Origin of the sequence: Paraburkholderia sp. BL25I1N1 (genome assembly GCF_003002025.1) — a bacterium.
Taxonomy (GTDB): domain Bacteria; phylum Pseudomonadota; class Gammaproteobacteria; order Burkholderiales; family Burkholderiaceae; genus Paraburkholderia.
In genome coordinates this window covers 1-18,764 of record NZ_PVZB01000015.1, presented here as the reverse complement: position 1 = coordinate 18,764, position 18,764 = coordinate 1, and the positions used below count along the sequence as shown (strand labels likewise).

The window sequence follows — 18,764 nt, the reverse complement described above, 5'->3', positions numbered from 1 at the left end:
CATCAGCAGGCGCACGACGTGAACGGTGACTCATTGCGCCAATTGACCAAATCGCTAACGTGCCCCGTGCCATGCCCGATGCAACGTTCATTCACACGCGTCAAATCTGATCGGGGGTTTCGGTCATATCTCCCAGCGGCCTGATCATAGAACCTCGCGTCTCCCAGTCGTACATTTGAGCGTACCGGAATGCCAGATCAACCGTCTGGTCCTGGCCGGCAGATAAACACTCGAATCCCGACCGCATGTCGGTCCATATTGGGAGAAATGCTATGAATGCAGTATCGCGACTCACCGACCGCGATCGTTACGCCCGGTGCATTCGCGCCTCAAAGATGGTCAGTTGGGACATCGACCGTGACGTGATTGGAGGCCGCACCTTTGACGCGTCCCAGAAATATCTGCCCGACGGACTCTCCCTGGCTCCGAATTTCGTCACGCTGTCCGATGGCGAGAAGCGTTTCGTCAGCCAGATTCAGGGACGCACGTATGCCAACGTGTTCGGACTAGTAGAGCGCTTCATCAATGCGAAGGTGCTGGAAGTCAGCCGTGACTATTGGCTCGGTGACCAGGTGGCGCTTGAGGCGCTGGTCCGCTTCAGCGACGAGGAGCTTAAGCATCAGGCGCTGTTTCGCCGCATCGACATGATGATCGGTGAAACCCTGCCCGCTGGCTATCGCTTTAACGTCGACCCTGATGCCATTGCCGCCGTGGTTCTCGGCAAGAGCACCTGGGCCGTACTGGCGCTGACACTGCATATCGAACTGTTCACCCAGCTCCACTACCGCCATAGCATCGACCCAGACGGTCAGCTTTCCGAACTGTTCAAGAATGTATTCCTTTACCACTGGAAGGAGGAGAGTCAGCACGCCATCCTCGACGAGCTCGAATGGGGACGTCACGACGCCACTGTCACGGCCGATGATCGCGACAAGGCTGTTGACGAGTTCATTGAACTGGTCGCCGCGATCGACGGCATTCTGCAGGCGCAGGCCGCAGCCGACGCGCGTTACTTCGTGGCCAACTGCGGCCGCGCAGTCTACGAACTGGAAACCCTGTCGGTCGAAGCGAATTTCCTCGAGGCTTACAGGTGGCAATACATCCACTCGGGTGTACGTCATCCCCGTTTCAGGGAGGTGCTTTATAGCCTCATCTCCGAAGACCAGGGCATGCGCATCCAGGCTGCGCTCGCCACCCTGCAATGCGATTTGCCGAAACTGAACAATCCACGTTTTTAAAGGAGATGGAACATGATTGCCAATGCACAGTCCGATGAACCTAACATCGTTAACTGCGTCAACGTCGACGACCTGTTCGCCCTGATCGAGGGCGTCAAGGGCGATGCATCGAAAGCCGCCACCAGTTGGCGCGTTGCTACGACCTGGCAGGGGCAGACCCGGACTCGCGCCGAGGTAGAGGGGTTTGCGATCGGAGGGCAGGAGGTGTCGCGTCGATTCACGATCGATATCGATGAGCCTTGCGAACTTGGTGGCTCGAACCAATTCGCCAATCCTCAGGAGCATCTGATCGCGGCGCTGAACGCCTGCATAGCGGTGGGTTACGTGGCGCAATGCGCCGTTCGCGGGATCACGCTGCAATCTCTGGAGATCGAGACTGAGGGTGACATCGATCTTAGAGGATTTCTCGGGATCGACCCGGACGTGGCAAACGGCTACGAAAGCCTGCGTTACACCGTTCGTATCAAGGGTAGCGGTACTAAGCAACAGTTCGCCGAAATCCATGACGCGGTAATGGCCACTTCTCCCAACGTCTACAATCTGGCGAATGCAGTCACCTTGAAATCGACTCTTCTGGTCGAGTGAACTTCGCGATGTGGGCGCCGCGACCCGAATCGTTTTCGTGGCGCCGCCTTTCCGGAAATGGACAGAGGTATCCGTAAAGGGGATAAGCCGCAGCCTTGCTGAGTCCTTAGCGCAAAAGCAGTCCTGGACGAGAATCAACTGGAAACGGGTAGGCCGCAAGCTGAACGCCTGCGTGGACAGAATAAGCTCGGTCGGTCAAGGGCAAGCGCACGCGGACTAAATCCTTCGAACCGGACGTTCGTTTACAAGGCCGCCCGCCGACCAACCACTCTGTGCGAGGGTCTACCCGCTGACCTAACTGAGCGAAAGGCCGTTGTACCTTGCAAACAGCCATTTAATCTGGCTTGGCCGAAGGGCTGTAGCGGGTCGGCACCTGACCTCGGCGTCCACGGCCTCCGACGATGCGGTGCGACCTTCGTCGCCGGGCCGGGTTCGGCCAGTTGCTGCCGTTCGGGTCAATGCGCTAACCGACGGTCAAACGTCCGCTTCACGTCAGGCAGCGGCCGCCACCTTCAGCGCACGCGTATAGGCCGCAAAGCCTACCCGGCTGTCAACGCGCCTTGCCTCGCAAAGTCGGCGTGAAACGAAGCAAGGCAGTGCTTTTCTCAATAGCGCGTCGAGAACTAAAGTCTCGTAGTTCGATATGCTGGCCGCTTTGTTGAGTCGTCGTATCGCATATCGCGTATTCTCCCGACGCCTGTCGCAGCGGTTCCGGAGCGTATCGCACATCAGACACAGAGATCGTCCGGCGCCTTGTCGTGGGAGGCATCCGATCCGGCGAACAAGGACCGTGCCGCTCGCGCGCACACTTTCCGGTTCGCGGAGCACGTCTAATGCGATGAATGTGGGACATCGCACATAAAACTCGCATCGAAACGCTCATCGTCCAGTAGTTGGGCTGAATTGCTGATGAGCCTTAGTCTCGGCAGCCCCGTGCCGCGCGTGGCTCTCCGGTCTGTTACTCGCTGCGCATCGGTGCGTTCGTCGGAGCATGCCGGATCGGTCACGTTGTTCCTTGTTTATAGAATTACGGAGGATCGCCAAGGAGCTGAAGGCTATCAAGTTGCTGGCTGTGCGATGTACTGTTTCGCCCTAGGAGAGGTTCGGCCATTCATTGATTTGATCGAGGGTCCCAAAAGCAGGCAGTCCGTTTCCCAATCGCGACGCTGCATTTCAATCTGCTTGTGATGGCGCGTGCGGGCAAGAAGCCGGTCGCCCAGATGCTTACCGACTACCAATCGGCGCTCGGTGCGCGTCTTCCCTGACGCGGCGCGCTCTTCCGCTAGTCGTTGGCCGATCTCGATCTCGATGCGCTCTTTGCCCTCGTGCGCGACGACCCGGAGAAGCTGTGCCACGCGCGCTGCTACGCAGGTGCGAGAACGCGTGCGATCGTTGGTTCGTGGAGTGAATCCAACGCGTCGTTCCGGCGCGCTCTTTTGGCAGGCAATAGTGCTAGAGCGGCAACTCGCGTTGTTGTCCTTAGCAGTAGTGCAGTTCGAACTGGACGTTTCAGGGTATCCGCCGTTGCACAAAGTGCTTAATTTCGCGGCGAACTGCTTATGTTCAGCGAGGAGGACTCGGTTCAGGCCACCTCGCAATCGTTAGAACACGTAGAGCGCGCGCGGGATTCGCCGGATGAAATGCGCACGCAACTGATGGATGCCTTGTGGAGAAGACTGGCCAACCTGGAGGGTGAGGACATGGCACGCGCTGACGCTTACATGATCAAGCTGTTGCAATGGCTCGGCACCCAATTCGAGCAGGTAACTTCCGTGTGGAGCCCAGCCGATCTCAAACGGCTCGACGCGCTGCTGAACGAACTGGAGTCCGACAACGCGGATCATATTGACACTATGAAGCGGATCGCGGTGCTCACTGTGGATGCGATGCCCCCCGGGTCCCCGCTCGCCGAACCGCTTCGCGCGATCACGCGACAGGACCTGAAGAAAGCACTCGCTCAGGCTCCGGTGAGAAGGGGGGCGGTCGCACAGAAGGTGCCCCAGGTGCGCAACAGCATGCGCGAGGCGCGTGAGATACTGAGGCGAATCCTCGAACGGCACCGGCAGGATGACAACACGAATGAATAGGAGGGGGGGTGCAGAGCAATCGACCCAATGAGGAACCCGCGCTTATTCTGACCTTCTACGGTCCCTCGGGGTCGCTCGGCGGGATCTTCAAGGCCGCCGAGGCATGGAGAGAGAAGGGCTTTTTCACGCTCGATGATGTGATGTTCCTGCCCCCTCAGCCGGCCCAGGGCGCACACGACGCCGAATTGATGCAGGTCGCGCTCAACGGCAAAGGCGACGTGGAGAGCGTGTGGCCGCTTCTCTACAGGCGCGCTGCCGAGCTGATTGCAACGATGGATGCGACGGTCATCTGGGGCTACACGTCGGTCTATCACGCCTACGTCCGGAAGAATACGGTCGCCGATGCCATCGACCGCATGATTCCATTCGCGCTTCCGCTCAGCGGCGGGCGCACGGCGCCCACGGCACTCGCACAGGATGTGAGTGCGTCAAGCGCGCTATGTCTACTTTCCATCGCGCTCGATGGCACGCCGCGAGAGATCGAAAATACGTACATGGCCGTCACGGAAAGCGATGCCACAACGCCCATATGGAGCACGGACAGCCTGTTTGGCTACAAAGCATTGCTCGTATCCATCGACCTGCTTGCTCACAAGGCGTATTGGCAGATCCGACAGTATCGCGAACCAAGGTGGCTCGCGGAGTTCGAGCGTCAGCTCGCGGAGATGGAGTCGAGCGCACGGGATTTGTTGAAGAAGCAGTCCTCTTCCGGCTTCAACACGCTGATCGCGCCTGCGGCCGCGCAAGTGCGCCGGAATCTCGCGGTGTTGCAGGAGTTCGAACTGCTTCAGGTTTCGATCATGCAACAGGAGCAGAACCTGTCCGCGTATCGGGACGAGGCCGTCTACGGGTCCGTCGCGACCTTGCACCTGAACCAGATGAACACAGCGGTGCGGGAACTCGAATTCTTTGTGCGCAAGAGCCGCATTGTGCGCGAACACGCCAACTTTTCCATCGAAGCCAGCCGCGCGATGCTGGCGAACCGCGGCGCATTGCGGCAGAGCACCTATCAAAACGTGCTCGCCGCGATGGCCGCCACGTTCGCCGTGCCGCAACTTGTAGACCGGACCCTGGCCAAGGAATTCTTGGTCGAGTTGCGCGCGGCCAATAAGCCCGAGGCAGTGTCTGACTTCGCCGCGTTCGGTTTACAAGTCGGTGTGATCGCAGTGTTCATCGTCGTCGCGATCCTGGTGATGCGGCGATTGCACGTCAAATTCTAGCGCACGATTTCGCTCGTCCATTAGCGGGGTCGAACGAGCCGCTTGCCGTCGGCGCTTCCATGCGGTCGGAACGCACACTGCTGCCGTTTCACCCCCAGAGTGGAAATGGACGCTGACGCACCATCGACCGTTGTGCCCATATAAGAACGGACTACGTAACGTCGTCGGCCTTAATGCTTAGACGAGTAGAAGAAAAAAGATCACTGGTGATTTCACGTTATGTCCTTTCACGAAAATGTCAAGTACGCGCCTATATCGACGGTGTCCGAGAAAACTGACATAAGTTATGACGTCCCTACTTAGCGACACCGTGGCAAAAAGTGATGTCCGTCAATTGACCGAATCACGTCCTTCCCTCCATGACATAGCTGGAACGTTGTATCCGCCAGCACGTAGCCCCCTCGCCCGACTGCTCCAAACTCGAGTTGTACCGTGCAGTCGAGCTTGATTGTCGCGTCCAATGGACGACCGCCCGCATAGACGGACAGCAGCGGATGGAGGTTCACGGTTAACGTTCTATGCGAGAGTGAGACCAAAGCGGACTTTTGAATAACGTCATAGAAAGGAATCGACAATAAGTCGGGCAACACGCGGCGCGACTCCGCGATGAATTGTGACCAAGCGTCTCGCCCTCCGTGTCGGGCGAGTGCGCGACGGGTCGGCTCCAAACCGCGGAGTGAAGCCAGCCCAAGGTCGAACTCGTGCCAAGCTGCGTCAGGTAGCAGATCGCGAACGAACCACGCGATAGTGGGCTCAGGCGGAACGCTTCGGATTGGTGCCTCGTTTTCCATTGCCGGGACTCGCTAAACTTGAGGTCACTGTGTAAGGCTCTGGCAGACTGGCAATGACGACCACGTCTTGCACACGCCATGGGTTCGGCATGTCTTGTGCCGATTTGCGCTTGCGCTTGAACATCTCAGACAACGATTTGACGACGCCCGCAAGCAGCGCCCCTAGACCGATCGAACCTGCGGCGGCGGCGGCCGCAGCAGGGTGGCCTATGGCTGCGGGCGGCGACTCTGGAGGGGAGATGGGACCAGTTTCGGCGGGAGACGCGGGGACGCTAACCATCACGGCCGCAGTGTTTGGGTCATCAGGCGACGAAAGGCCAGTGAACGTGAGCATGACATTGTGAGAGCTCGAAGAACCGGAGCACAAAGCAAAACGCCGGGACTTCGAGAGCTCATCGAGCATGGTGCAGATGGGCTGTGGAGAATCGACCGGAGGTAGCGGGAGCGGCCTTACAGTAGCCTGCGGTTCAAATAGAACGGTCATTTCTGGCAGCGGTTCGAATAGAACCGTCATCTCTGGCTGCGGTTGAGGGCCGGAGGGGAGCGGGATCGGCGTGAAATCGGGCCATTTGAGCGCTACATGGTCATACCGTCCATTTATCCCCAGCTGAGCCAAATCCACATTGCACCCACGCTTCAGCAGTTCAGCGTACGCCCGCTGCTGGTATTTCGGACCAAACAACTCGCCGTTCAACTCTTTCTGGATTTGATCAAGCTCAACTTTCTTGCATGAAGGACGGTTCCAGGATATCGATACCTTCCCGTCTTTCAACGTCAATCCGTTCGCCTGAGGAGAAGCGTCATTTGGAGCCCAGAATTCGTCCGCCGCGAAAGCGCAGCCGAATCTGTCGAGCGTGCGATGTAATTTGAGCGGAAAGCAGGTTTGCGCGTTACATGAGCTCATGATCGTATCGAGCCGGTTCTGATTACAAGGAAGCAGCGGAATACACCTGGCCTTGCATTTTGGCGATTGACCACAACCGATCTTGGTCCAGTTCGGGTGCACTCCCGACTCACAGAACAGCCTCTGGTTCGCGACGCTTGGTAGGAAGGTCCGCGACTCGTGACCACCCGACGTGGCTGCGACCGCCTCCGCTGGAAATAGCCTCACAACAATGGTTAAGAGCGCCGCCATCCGGGCGCAGCGAATACAGAATTTCCTCGGAATCCGCCGCATATTCATGAGAACAGGCTATCTTTCTTGCTCTTGTTTCTGCGGCGTGTATCGCGAGGACTCAAAGGCACGTTCGCAGGAATGTCGTCCCGTGGAGGGATGTTAAGCACGTCCCTGAGCAAACAATCCATCTCCCATTCGCCGAGCTTCCGATAACTCTCGAACTGCGATTCACCGAAGAACTGGTCTGCTGTGGGCTCATGCGGGAAGTCCGGGTGCTTTTCCGCATACTCGAGGACATCAGGGGGCTCAAGTCCATAAAGGCATGGCTTGAGATAAAGAATTTGCCCATCCAGTTCAGGCGGCCCCCTATGACCTTCCATTCTCGAGTATCGAATCCTGAAGCGGGCGAAGCAGCGTCCGGAGGCCCGCATCGAGCGCGGAAAAAGCAGGACAGGCTCGTCCTCCGGCTCGATCTCGATCCCCATGTCGATGCGGATTTTCCGGATCGCCGAATAGAAGTCCTCCATTGAAAATGACTTGTCCGCACTCGCGTCGATCACGAGGATGAACCGACAACGACGATGGATCATTTCCCACAGCCCGAGATTGTCGAAATGTCCGCCATCGGAAAGGTGAATCCAGTTGCCGTCATCGGCAGTCTGGCCTGCCGCTTCTTTGAGCAGTTGGTAGCTCGACCAATTGGGATCCTTGTGTTTCCATGTCTCCGCGCGGGGATTGCCGAGCCACCATCCCAGCCGCACATTGAACACGGACATGAGAAAAGCTAGTGGCGCGCTACTGTTGTAGCCCATGTTCGGGTTGAACGCGGCGCCAGAAATGGCCATCGCAGTTCCCAGCTTCACACCTTGGGCAAAATAGACTACTGGCCGGTATCCCAAACGGTAGTTTCCAGCGCGCAGCGCAGTGAACGTGAAGCTATCCGCCTTGCGCTCCTGCCATGCTAACGCATCCCCTTTCACGAGATTGAGTGCTGTGTTGACCACAAGAAAGGGCGGCTTCATCATATCGAACTTGTGATCGAACTTAGGCGACGACACCCGATAGAATCGTTTCAATCTGCTCAAAAACACATCGTCGTTCGCATCGAAGCCTGTAAAGAGCTGCGGAGCGCGCGGATTCGTGATTCCCCGGAAGCCACCGTAGAAAGCGCGAATCAGTCGGTCCCGATAAAAACCGTGCAGACTAAACTCGTTCATGTGAATGAACCAACTCAACAGGAAACAAACCATCGCGGACAGCGCAAGTGCCCCCAATGTATTGCGCATCGCGTCATTGTCGAACTGCGCGAGCTGGGCAGCGAAGTAGTCTGCGAAAGATCTGTCGACGCAATGCTCTTGCGGAAGCACGCAGAGTCGCTCATCTGGGGGAACGGTGAAGCCGCTTTGCGATCGCCCCGAGACGGGCAAGCTCACGTTAAAACCGATTGGGGGCGCCCGCGTCTCGGACAAGCCAGTACACTCGCAGCGCACCGGAGACTGCCACGGTTGCGCAGTTGCGAAATGTTCGAATACTTTCCACGCCCCGATCGCAATGATCAGGGCGAGCAGAATCATTCCCAGACTGCCGAGCAATGTGAATCCCATAGGTGAGCGTGCGTCTGGTTTGCCCGGACTGTTTTGGCGAAATCCCGCGTAGATGCTGATTAGAAGCGAGACACTGCTTCCGGCAGCCGTTGCGGCCGGAACAGATCCGCCGTATGAAGAGAGTAAGGCTGGAACGAGAATAATCACGGCTCCGCTGATGACCCACTCCGAGAGCATCATCAGGATAAAAGCATGGGTTCGGCCTTGATGCTCGCGCCGGTCAGGCGCCTCGGCGCGTGAGCGCAGCGCGGTCTTCACCGATTCGCCGACCAGTAACGCCAGGATCACCGCGGTGGGCGTGAGCACCGAGCGCAAGGCCGAAGGTAACTCGAGTATCTTGCCGCCGTCCAGTTTCATTCCATGAGAATGCCTCCAGTCAACGACGGAATGCTCGACGCCATAGAGCAGGAGAATCTGCAATGCCACAGCTATCGAAACAGCAAACAGGAGGATAAGGATCTTTCTGCTTGTATTCCCGACGGCAATGGAACCCGTGAGCACGTACTGCGTTCCCGCGATCGCCAGGGTAAGGAACCAGTAGCGGTTCAGAAAACCCAGCAGGGAAGCAAGAAAACAGTCAGTTGAATGAGCGGCGAGGGACCAGTGGTCAGCGTTGAACCAGAACAGATAGGAGACGAGTAAGGAGGCCACAAACAGGAGCGCCGCGCCGAACGCGGCGCGTTGATCGCCTTCCGATGGCCAGGTTAGATAATTCGAAAATCGTTGTTGCTTACTGCCTTGATCCGAAACTTGATGTTGCGTACTGCCTTGATAAAGATAAGAAGCGCCGACTACTCCCGCAATCGTGCCCACGAAGCCGAGTGCTTCTGGTATGCATGGACAAGGCTCGTGAGGAAATCCGCCAAGCCAGACGGCAAACCACGGAATGAAAATGAAAATGGCCACCCACGGCCAGAACATGATCCAGACGATCAACAGATTGCGGAGATAGGTCGCGACAATCGTCCACGCATCCGCCGAAAACAAAGAGATGCGGCGCGAAAGATAGTTGCTGTTCATCCTCAGCCAAGAGAGCGGCCCTTCTTCTTCAAAAGCCACGCCGGTGGCTCGGCCGGCGACATAGTCCTTCGACCTGAGGCGCTGCAATTCCGATTGCAGGTCTTCCAGTCCCGCTGGTGTGTTGTCATTCTTGTCGAACGTTTTCGCGAGCAGCCAGCGCATGAGCCCTGTGCCGATGTATCCACCGCCGGAAACTGTTGAGATAAAATGAAACTGGCCGAAAAGTCTGTGAGTGGCGAGCGTCTGAATCGCCCCAAGGCAAAATGACGCGCTGCGGATTCCGCCGCCGGAGAGACAGAGCGCCGACAGACCACGACTTCCTGAGGCGCTATGGTGCAGCATCCTCTTTTGCACATTGACGGAAGAATAGCGTGCGGTCAGCCGCCCGGTGATCCGGCTATATTCGTCTGCGAGCATGCGGTGGCCGGCCATTGGCAGGCTCCGCAATGTCTTGCATACAAAGCGCCTCTGAGGCGAAGAAAGCAGGGCCCGGATATGTTGTCCGAGTTCAATTGCACGTTTTGAGCGGACAGACACTGGCGACCGTATGATCCGCGCGAGGTAGTGCCAATCAAGACTGGCAGCGAGTTCGAATAGATGGTCCCGGTATTGCGGATCCATTTTGAACACGAGAAATACGAGCATATTGATCGCATCAGGCACCTGCTTGCATAAGTCGCGGTAGATATTCCGCGGCCCCCGAGGTACCGCTAGCGCTGGCTGACGGCCACCGTTATGCGTGAAACACCGCCGGACTTTCTCCTCCGCTCGCGCCAGATCATCTTTCAGCAAATCCAGCGCCTTCGATTCGGTAATGGGTGGGTTGACGTCAGAATTTTCCGCTGAAGTTGCGAACGGATGATCTCTACCAATGAATTTTGGACTTGCTGCCGGATATGGATGGGCGGAAAACGGAATGAAAAGCGGGTCATCCTTATCGGTGATTTGCTTGATAAGATCTGTTGGGCAGTTGCATTTCTGATCATCCATAAGGCCCCCTCGGGTCGACGCGACAGCCATGCGGAACCGCAACGGATCAGAAAGATTTTATGCAGATAGTGCGATGTGTGCGCTATGAAAACCGGCCTGATCGTGAAGGTGGACAGGGAGACCTAGTAGGGAATAGGCGTATGCAGCGAGAGGTGATTGCTGCATACGACAATTTGAACTGGTTCTTTCAATTCAACTCCCGCGCACGTATCACTTCCCGTAGAGATTTTCCCACTACATCAGCGCCGGTTCTACGCCCACTGAGCAGCTCATCCACGGACACGGGATAAGCCGTTTCTTGCCCGGTGTGAAATATAGTCTGCCGAAACCAGTGAAACTAGCCTCAAGCCTGAATGTGCGTGCGCTAGCGCACGTAATCCATCAAAAATTGGTTGAATCGCGCGTCAAGCATTTGCTTAAAAGTATGACGTCAACTATTTGTTAGAAATACGATGCAACGGTCGATCTCGCGCAAACTCTCGCGAGTGCATAAGATGTTCGACTCCCTTTCACTTGCGAGCCTTTAGAGAACGGCCTTATGCTGGAGGTCGGCATGCATGCGTTTTCCTCCCCCTTCTGGTGGCTCCCAGCATCGGCGCAGCGAATCACATGCCTCGTCGTGATCATCGTGATGCTTGGCTTGGCGGCGTATCTTTCACATGCGCAGCAGATTCTAAAAGAAGCTTTACCCAACGGCGTGGTCGAACTGGAGGCGCCATGGACTACGAACCGCGCGACGACGCTGATCGCCAGTCTCAAGGCCGCGCATCTGATTGAAGAAGTGCGTCGTCAGACCTACTGGGACTCCGTATTCCTGCTGGTGTACCCCTTCGCGTTATCGCTCTCTTGCGCCATATTGGCGAGCGCAATAGGAGGAAAAACAGCACTGGTCGGAACGTGCGTCTCATGGGGGGTACTGCTTGCGTGCCCCGCCGACGCGCTCGAGAATCTTTCAATCCTGAAGATGCTGAACGATGAGACCGCCGTGCCATGGCCACACCTCGCGACGATTTGCGCATGCGTTAAGTTCACACTGGCGAGTGGCGGTTTGTTCTTTGTGGTCAGCGGACTTGTCATCAAAGGACTGGAGTGCGTAAGGCTGACGCATTAAGACAAGAACCCGCACGGATGACACTCAACCCCAACGGGCTGGACGTCACGCAAGTTGCGTCCGCTCTGCGGTGTTCATCCACCAGATGGGCTTCGGCGTTAGATGTATGTCGGCGCATGCGCGTCGATTGTCACATGTAGCGCCGCTCAAAGACGACCTTGCATTGTTTAGCCGGGGCCCTGTCGCCGCGCGTTTGGCGGGGCCACTCAGGCCGCAGTTTGCCCTACATACGCGGCTCTAGCTGATTTGCATCAGCGGCTAAAGAGCGAATTTCTGCCATTGGACTTCCGACGGCTTGACCGTAGAAGAGTCGCTCGTCGACTGCCGAACGCCTCGGGCTGTGGTGGTCGAAAAAGGTCGCGTTGAGACGCGATCAGGAATGGCAGCGTGTCATACGCGCGAACTCTCTCGACATAGGAAGCAAACCTATCCTTGCTTGGAAACATCCAAACGACTGCTTACTCAGACCAATCGGCTATACGAGTAACTGATCAGAGACTGGCAGCTTTGGCCGATAATGCGCCGGCCGCCGCAGACTCATGGATGGCCGTTGGACCTTGGGAAGCGGCCATCGACTTGGTGTCGGTCCCAATGGCGGCTCAGGGTCGGCTACGGTCAAACGCATCGTGCGACTGTCGGCCACGAGGTGTCATTCATTCGACGCGTCGCTCGGACATTCAGACGTCGGCTTCCCTTGGCGAACGGCCATTCGCTGGGCCGCGTCTCTAAAATATTCCCATTGCGCCTTCTACGCTGCGCACCATCGATACGAGGCGCGGTCCTACGTCGCCTTCCAGTTGTCCTTCTTTCAACAAATACGACGGTACACCACAATTGAACACGAGGATCTCACCGTCGGCGGCGGGTTTCATCGGCACGGCGACCGCATGGACTTCGCGCCGCAGATCGCCATATGACGCGCAAAAACCGTGCTCCCGAAAGTTGTCGATGCTGCGCAGCACGCGCTCGCGGAACGTGGCCCAATCGTCGGGCGACTTGACTGCGATCTCGTTGAGTAAGGCGTCGCGCCGCTCCGTGGGCAGCGCAGCGAGAAGCGCGCGGCCCATCGCGGTGCGCACGATCGGATAGCTTAGCCCGATATCAGGTGGTAGGCCGAGCGGCGTGCTGCTGCGGCTGCTCTCCAGATAGACGACGCTTAGTCGGTCGCGCATACCGAGGGACACCGATCCCCGGACGTGATCCGCCAGTTCCTTCATCGACGGCCGGGCGATCTGCCGCACCGCAAGACTCGCGAGCAGCGGATAGCCGAGCGACAGCACGGCCGACCCAAGCTGGAACTTGCTATTCATGCGGTTCACCCGCAGATAGCCGAGCCGGGTCAGTGTGTAGGTGAAGCGCGAGATCGTCGCCTTGGTCATGCCGGTGCGCGCGGCGAGTTCCGCATTGCCGAGTTGCGGGTCGCGCGGCGTGAAGCAGTGCAGGATGTCGAGGCCGCGCGCGAGCGTCGTGGCGAACTGGCGGTCGCCGTCGAACTCGTCGGGCGTGTAGCGCGCCTTCGAATCCAGGTAATCGCTCGCGACCGGTGCGGTTTTCGGTGCGTCGTTGTGTGCCATGAAGCCTCCCGTCGACTGCGCTCATTCTGACGCAAGCGTTCTGCATATCCAAACTCTGTTCAGCAGAGTCGAACAAGGCTGCCCGTCCGGACGAAAAAGTTCGATAGTAGGTCCATAAATCGACCTATATCACGGAGACAGCGAATGAACAGCAGAAACACCGATTTCGACCAGATGCTCGCCGATGTCGCGCGTTTCGTGCGCGAGGAAGCGATTCCGCGTGAAAACGAAATCGAGCAGGCCGACGCCGTGCCGGACGATCTCGTGGAGCGCATGCGCGCCCTTGGCTACTTCGGCTGGAGCATTCCGCGCGAATTCGGCGGCGCGGGGCTGACGACGGAACAGCTCGTGCGCGGTGCCTTCGCGTTGTCGCAGGCGTCGGTGGCGTTCCGGGCGCGGGTCGGCACAAATACCGGCATCGGCTCGGAGGCGCTCGTCGCGGACGGCACCGAAGCCCAGAAGCGGCGCTATTTGCCGCAGCTCGCGTCGGGCGCGCTGACGGGCGCGTTCGCGCTGACCGAGCCGGACGCGGGCTCCGACGCCACGGCGCTTCGCACCACCGCACGCCGCGACGGCGACCACTACGTCCTCGACGGCAGCAAATGCTTCATCACAAATGCGCCGATCGCGGGTCTCTTCACGGTGATGGCGCGCACCGATCCGTCGATGCCCGGCGCGGGCGGGATTTCCGCCTTCCTCGTCGAGCGCGGAACGCCCGGTCTCTCGACGAGCGAGCCCTACGCGAAGATGGGCCAGGCAGGTTCGCCCGTCGGCGATGTGCATTTCGACGCGTGCCGCGTGCCGGCGGCTGGTCTGATCGGCGGCGCGGAGGGCCAAGGCTTTCGCACCGCGATGAAGGTGCTGAACAAGCAGCGCATCCATCTCGCGGCGCTGTGCACCGGCCCCGCGATCCGCATGCTCGACGAAGCCGTCGCCTACACGTCGCGCCGCGAGCAGTTCGGCAAGCCGGTGGCGGAATTCCAGCTCGTTCAGGCGTTGATCGCCGAGTGTCAGACAGAAATTTACGCAGCGCGCTCGATGATCCTCGAAAGCGCGCGCAAGCGCGACGCCGGCGAGGATGTCGCACTGGAGGCGTCGATGTGCAAGATGTTCGCCTCCGAGATGTGCGGACGGGTCGCAGATCGCGCGGTGCAGATGCTCGGCGGACGTGGCTATCTCAGGGGCAACGCGGTGGAGCGTTTCTATCGCGATGTGCGCGCTTTCCGTATCTATGAGGGCACGACGCAGATTCATCAGCTGAACATCGCGAAGATCACGCTGCGCCGCGCGGCGCAGACGCCCGCGGCACAATCCAGGGACGGCGTCGCTATGACCGCCGCGTGTGCCGCATGAGCGCCGCCATGAAGTATCAGCGCGGACTCGACATCGAGCGGCTTGTCGCGCCGCGTTCCATCGCGATCATCGGCGCGTCGAACGATCCGAAATCGATCAGCGGCCAGCCGTTGCGCTTTCTCCTTCAGCACGGCTATCGCGGGGTGCTGTATCCGGTCAACCCGAAGTACGCGCACATCGAAGGCGTGGCCTGCCATCCGGCCGTCGCCAGTCTGCCGCAGACGCCCGATCTCGCGCTGATTCTCGTCGCCGCCCGCCGCGTGCCGGCCATGCTGCGCGAGTGCGGAGAAAAAGGCATTCGCCATGTGATCGTCTACAGTTCGGGATTCGCCGAAGCGGGCGAGGCGGGCGCCGCATTGCAGCGCGAAATCGCCGATGTGGCCTGCGCATTCGGCATCCGCGTGATCGGGCCGAACTGCCAGGGCGTCGTCAGCACCGGCGCGAACGTGTATGCGGGATTCGGCGCGCCGTTCGGCGTCGATTACCGTGCGGGCGGCCTCTCGCTGATTTCGCAAAGCGGCGGCTTTGGCTGCGCGCTCCTGCTGATGGCGGACGACCTTGGCATCGGCCTGCGCCATTTCATCACGACCGGCAACGAAGCCGACGTGAGCCTGCTCGATCTCGTCGATGCCTGTATCGACGATGAAAAAACATCGCTGATCGCCGCGTATATCGAAGGGCTGAAGGACGCGCGGCGGCTCGTCAGCGTGGCGACGCGCGCGCTCGATGCGGGCAAGCCGCTCCTCGCGTGGAAGGTCGGCAATACGGCCGACGGCGCGAAGGCCGCTGCTTCGCACACGGCGAATCTGGGCGGCGCGTCGGCGCTGTATCGCACGGCCTTCCGGCAGGCGGGCGTGATCGAAGTGACCGATGTCGCCGATCTCGGCGACTACGCGAAAGCGTTCGAAGCGAAGCGGCTGCCGCGCGGCAACCGGATCGCGGTCGTCACGCTGTCGGGCGGCGCGGGCATTCTGATCACCGATGCGTGCAGCGAACACGGCATGACAGTGCCGCCGCTCTCGCCCGCGACGCTCGATGCGCTCAGGCCGATCGTTCCGGCGTTCGCATCGCTCGCCAATCCCGTCGACCTGACGGCGGGCATCCTCGCCGAGCCGCAGATCTTCACGGACGCGCTGCAAATCATCGCCAACGATCCGGGCATCGATTCGATCGCCATCATGGCGGCTGCGGCGAGCGGCGAGGTCGCGCTCGCGATGGCCGAGGCGATCGTGCGCATGCATCGTGCGACCGACAAGCCGCTGATGCTCGCGTGGAATGCGCGCCGCGAGATGGCGGCGGACGCGTATCGTGTGATCGAGACGGCTGGCGTGCCGCTCTACGCGACGCCGGTGCGCTGCGGCCGTGCCTTCGCGGTGCTGGCAGACTATGCGCAGGCACGGCGCACGCGGGCGGCTGCTCGCGCCGGCCGAGCGCCCGCATGCGACGGGCTTCGCGCCGACATGGCGCGTGCGCTCGTTGCGCAGAGTCCCACCGAACTGACCGAGCACGCCGCTCAGCGTCTGCTCGAACACTACGGCATCGGAACGCCAAAGGGCGCGCTCGTGAAGAGCCGTGACGAGGCGTGCACGTTTGCGCGAACGGTGGGCTTTCCGCTCGTCGTCAAGGTGCAGTCGCCGGACATCCCGCACAAGACGGAAGCGGGCGCGGTGCGCGTCGGCATCCGCGACGAGGCGATGTTGTCGAACGCGTTCGACGAGATCGTCGCGAACGCGCGGCGGCACGTTCCGGGCGCGCGTATCGACGGCGTGCTGGTGCAGGAAGAGATTCGCGATGCGGTGGAGATGATCGTCGGAATCGACAACGATCCCTCGTTCGGCCCCGCGGTGATGTGCGGGCTTGGCGGCATCTATGCCGAAGTGCTGAAGGACGTGGCGTGGCGTCTCGCGCCGGTCACGCGCACCGAGGCGTGTGCGATGATCCGCGAACTGCAGGCTTTCGCAATGCTCGACGGTGCGCGCGGCAAGCCGCATTGCGATGTCGACGCGCTTGCCGATGCGATTGTCGCGATGTCCGCGATGGCGCTTGATCTCGCGCCTGGCCTGAAGGAATTCGACATCAATCCGCTCTTCGTGCTTCCGGCAGGCAAGGGCGTGCGGGCGGGCGACGCGTTCGCACGCTGTGAGCCGAGGCCTGCGAGCAAGCGGGAAGCCGAGCCTCGCGCGCAGGCGATCATCGACGGATAGGGCCTCTCTGAAAGCCTCCACCGAGGCCACGCGCCGCGTGAACGTCGCGGCGCCATCGAATATCGAATTCGTCTTCTTCGCGAGACCATCATGCACAGCTCTTCGATTCACAGTGCTACCGACGCGGGCGAGTATACGCCGGTTGAAATCGAGCGCACCTATCGCAAGGTGTTTTTCCGGCTGATTCCGCTGCTTTTTCTCTGTTATGTGATCAGCTACATCGACCGCGTGAACATCAGCTTCGCCAAATTGCAGTTCATGCACGACCTCGGCTTTTCGGAGTCGACCTATGGGCTCGGCGCGGGATTGTTCTTCATTGGCTACGTGCTATTTGAGGTGCCGAGCAATCTCTGGATGCAACGCATCGGCGCACGCCGCACGCTGTTGCGGATCATGTTGGCGTGGGGCCTGGTGTCGAGCCTGATGATGTTTGTGCGCACGCCGACGCAGTTCTACGCCATGCGCTTTCTACTCGGCGTGACCGAAGCGGGCTTCTTTCCCGGCATCATCTATTACCTGAGCTGCTGGTTCCCGGGCGCCCGGCGCGCACGCGTTACCGCATTCCTGATGATGGCGACGGCGGTGGCGGGGATCGTCGGTGGGCCCCTTTCCGGGTTCATCATGACGCGCCTCGCGGGCGCCGGCGGGCTGCCCGGCTGGCAGTGGCTGTTTCTGCTCGAAGGTGTGCCTGCGGTAACGCTCGGCATCTTCGCGTTCTTCTTCCTCGGCGACACGCCTGCAGACGTGAACTGGCTCGACGCGCGCGAGAAGGCGCTGATCGCGCGCGAATTGCTCGCCGACGAAAAGTCGAAGCAGACCGGTCATCTCGACGGATTGCGCGGCGCGCTTGCCAACCCGCGTGTGTATCTCGCGGCGCTCGTGTACTTTGCCGTGATGATGCCGTTCAACGCGATCGGCTTTTGGGCGCCGACCATCATCCGCGATCTCGGCGTGGCGAGCGTGCTCGATGTCGGTTTGCTGTCCGCGCTGGTGTTCATCGCGGCCGCGCTGGGGACGTATGTCGTCGGCGCGAGTTCGGACCGGATGATGGAGCGGCGCTGGCACGTCGCGGGCAGCGCGGCAGTGACGGCGCTCGCATTCGCGCTGCTGCCGGCGGCGGGGCATAGCGTAGCGGTCGGTGTCGGACTGCTCGCGCTTGCGGCGGCATCGTCGTATGGCTGCTTCGTCGTGTTCTGGACGATTCCGCAGACGTTCCTGCCGCGCTCTTCGGCTGCCGGCGGCATCGCGATGATTACCAGTCTTGGCGGCACGGGCGGTTTCGTGAGTCCGGCGTTCGTGGGATGGGTCAAGACGCAGACAGGGAGCGTGCAATACGGGCTGATCGGGTTGGCCGTCGTGCTGCTGGCAGGCGTCGTGTTGCTGCTGTTGGTGTTTCCTTCACCCGGGCGCAACTCTGTCGCGGTGGCATCCGCCACTCGCCCTCCGCGAGGTCACCGGTTCGATCCGACGCAGCGGTAGCGTCGGATGGCACCGGGCTTGGATATGCCAGATATTAAGCAAGCGAGCTTGTGCGTTTGGGGCTGATGTAGCGATGTAGCTCAAAGGTGACCGTTGATGCGCTGCCCAGCCGAACGGCGGTTGAGGCCGAGGCTAGCGAACCGATCTTATCAATGGCCGCTGTAGTCCGAAACGCGACACAAGCGTCGCAAAATCGCGACTGTCAGCAACGGGTCGACAGCGGTCCTTGGAGGGATGCCTAGAGACTGGCGGAAGACATAGGTGAGCAGGCGAACAGAGCCGCATCTGTCAGTTCCGAGCCTGTCAGATTTTCTGTGTGCCGAGGTCATGAGACGATAACGGAAATAACGTCCTATGACCGAAGCAACCGTGACAAAGAAGAACAGGAACC

The 18,764-nt window shown here is 59.8% G+C and carries 13 protein-coding genes; 8 read left to right on the top strand and 5 right to left on the bottom strand.

All coding sequences use genetic code 11. The annotated features are described in order from the left end of the window. Positions 1-272: 272 nt before the first annotated feature. Entirely contained in the window at positions 273-1,238 is a 966-nt protein-coding gene (locus tag B0G73_RS22445; protein WP_106283472.1) for a hypothetical protein, read from the top strand. Positions 1,239-1,250: 12 nt separating this feature from the next. After that, positions 1,251-1,823 carry an OsmC family protein gene (locus tag B0G73_RS22440; protein WP_106283471.1) on the top strand — a complete coding sequence of 191 codons (573 nt, stop codon included), beginning with the start codon at positions 1,251-1,253 and terminating at the stop codon, positions 1,821-1,823. A 1,058-nt stretch (positions 1,824-2,881) separates the two neighbouring features. On the opposite strand, the gene B0G73_RS22435 is transcribed toward B0G73_RS22440, so the two are convergent. Next, positions 2,882-3,178, bottom strand: a complete 297-nt coding sequence (locus tag B0G73_RS22435) for a hypothetical protein (RefSeq protein WP_106283470.1) — start codon at positions 3,176-3,178, stop codon at positions 2,882-2,884. Between the two features lie 204 nt (positions 3,179-3,382). On the opposite strand from B0G73_RS22435, the gene B0G73_RS22430 reads away from it, so the two are divergent. Both B0G73_RS22430 and B0G73_RS22425 read left to right on the top strand, forming a co-directional pair. Further along, positions 3,383-3,910 carry a hypothetical protein gene (locus tag B0G73_RS22430; RefSeq protein WP_106283469.1) on the top strand — a complete coding sequence of 176 codons (528 nt, stop codon included), beginning with the start codon at positions 3,383-3,385 and terminating at the stop codon, positions 3,908-3,910. Between the two features lie 8 nt (positions 3,911-3,918). Beyond that, positions 3,919-5,130 carry a hypothetical protein gene (locus tag B0G73_RS22425; RefSeq protein WP_106283468.1) on the top strand — a complete coding sequence of 404 codons (1,212 nt, stop codon included), beginning with the start codon at positions 3,919-3,921 and terminating at the stop codon, positions 5,128-5,130. A gap of 753 nt (positions 5,131-5,883) precedes the next feature. On the opposite strand, the gene B0G73_RS40125 is transcribed toward B0G73_RS22425, so the two are convergent. Together B0G73_RS40125 and B0G73_RS22420 are read right to left on the bottom strand one after the other, a co-directional pair. Next, positions 5,884-6,825: a hypothetical protein gene (locus B0G73_RS40125; RefSeq protein WP_146144226.1), complete on the bottom strand. Its 942-nt coding sequence runs from the start codon at positions 6,823-6,825 to the stop codon at positions 5,884-5,886. A gap of 275 nt (positions 6,826-7,100) precedes the next feature. After that, the gene (locus tag B0G73_RS22420) at positions 7,101-10,652 is read right to left on the bottom strand and encodes a hypothetical protein (protein WP_181196623.1); all 3,552 of its coding nucleotides are present in this window, start codon (positions 10,650-10,652) and stop codon (positions 7,101-7,103) included. Between the two features lie 538 nt (positions 10,653-11,190). Here B0G73_RS22420 and B0G73_RS22415 point away from each other — a divergent pair. Then, positions 11,191-11,763, top strand: a complete 573-nt coding sequence (locus tag B0G73_RS22415; protein ID WP_181196622.1) for a hypothetical protein — start codon at positions 11,191-11,193, stop codon at positions 11,761-11,763. A 725-nt stretch (positions 11,764-12,488) separates the two neighbouring features. Here B0G73_RS22415 and B0G73_RS22410 read toward each other — a convergent pair. Continuing rightward, positions 12,489-13,337: an IclR family transcriptional regulator gene (locus tag B0G73_RS22410; RefSeq protein ID WP_106283465.1), complete on the bottom strand. Its 849-nt coding sequence runs from the start codon at positions 13,335-13,337 to the stop codon at positions 12,489-12,491. A gap of 144 nt (positions 13,338-13,481) precedes the next feature. On the opposite strand from B0G73_RS22410, the gene B0G73_RS22405 reads away from it, so the two are divergent. The 3 genes from B0G73_RS22405 (at position 13,482) to B0G73_RS22395 (ending at position 18,373) form a co-directional block, all read left to right on the top strand. Next, on the top strand, positions 13,482-14,690 hold the full coding sequence (locus tag B0G73_RS22405; protein WP_106283464.1) for an acyl-CoA dehydrogenase family protein: 1,209 nt from the start codon (positions 13,482-13,484) through the stop codon (positions 14,688-14,690). An 8-nt stretch (positions 14,691-14,698) separates the two neighbouring features. Next, entirely contained in the window at positions 14,699-16,894 is a 2,196-nt protein-coding gene (locus B0G73_RS22400; protein ID WP_258193417.1) for an acetate--CoA ligase family protein, read from the top strand. A gap of 90 nt (positions 16,895-16,984) precedes the next feature. Continuing rightward, positions 16,985-18,373 carry an MFS transporter gene (locus B0G73_RS22395; protein ID WP_106283462.1) on the top strand — a complete coding sequence of 463 codons (1,389 nt, stop codon included), beginning with the start codon at positions 16,985-16,987 and terminating at the stop codon, positions 18,371-18,373. 149 nt (positions 18,374-18,522) lie between these two features. Here the strand turns inward: B0G73_RS22395 and B0G73_RS40945 are convergent. Further along, positions 18,523-18,764, bottom strand: a 242-nt coding sequence (locus tag B0G73_RS40945) for a hypothetical protein (RefSeq protein ID WP_219907291.1), incomplete at its 5' end; no start/stop codon positions are given.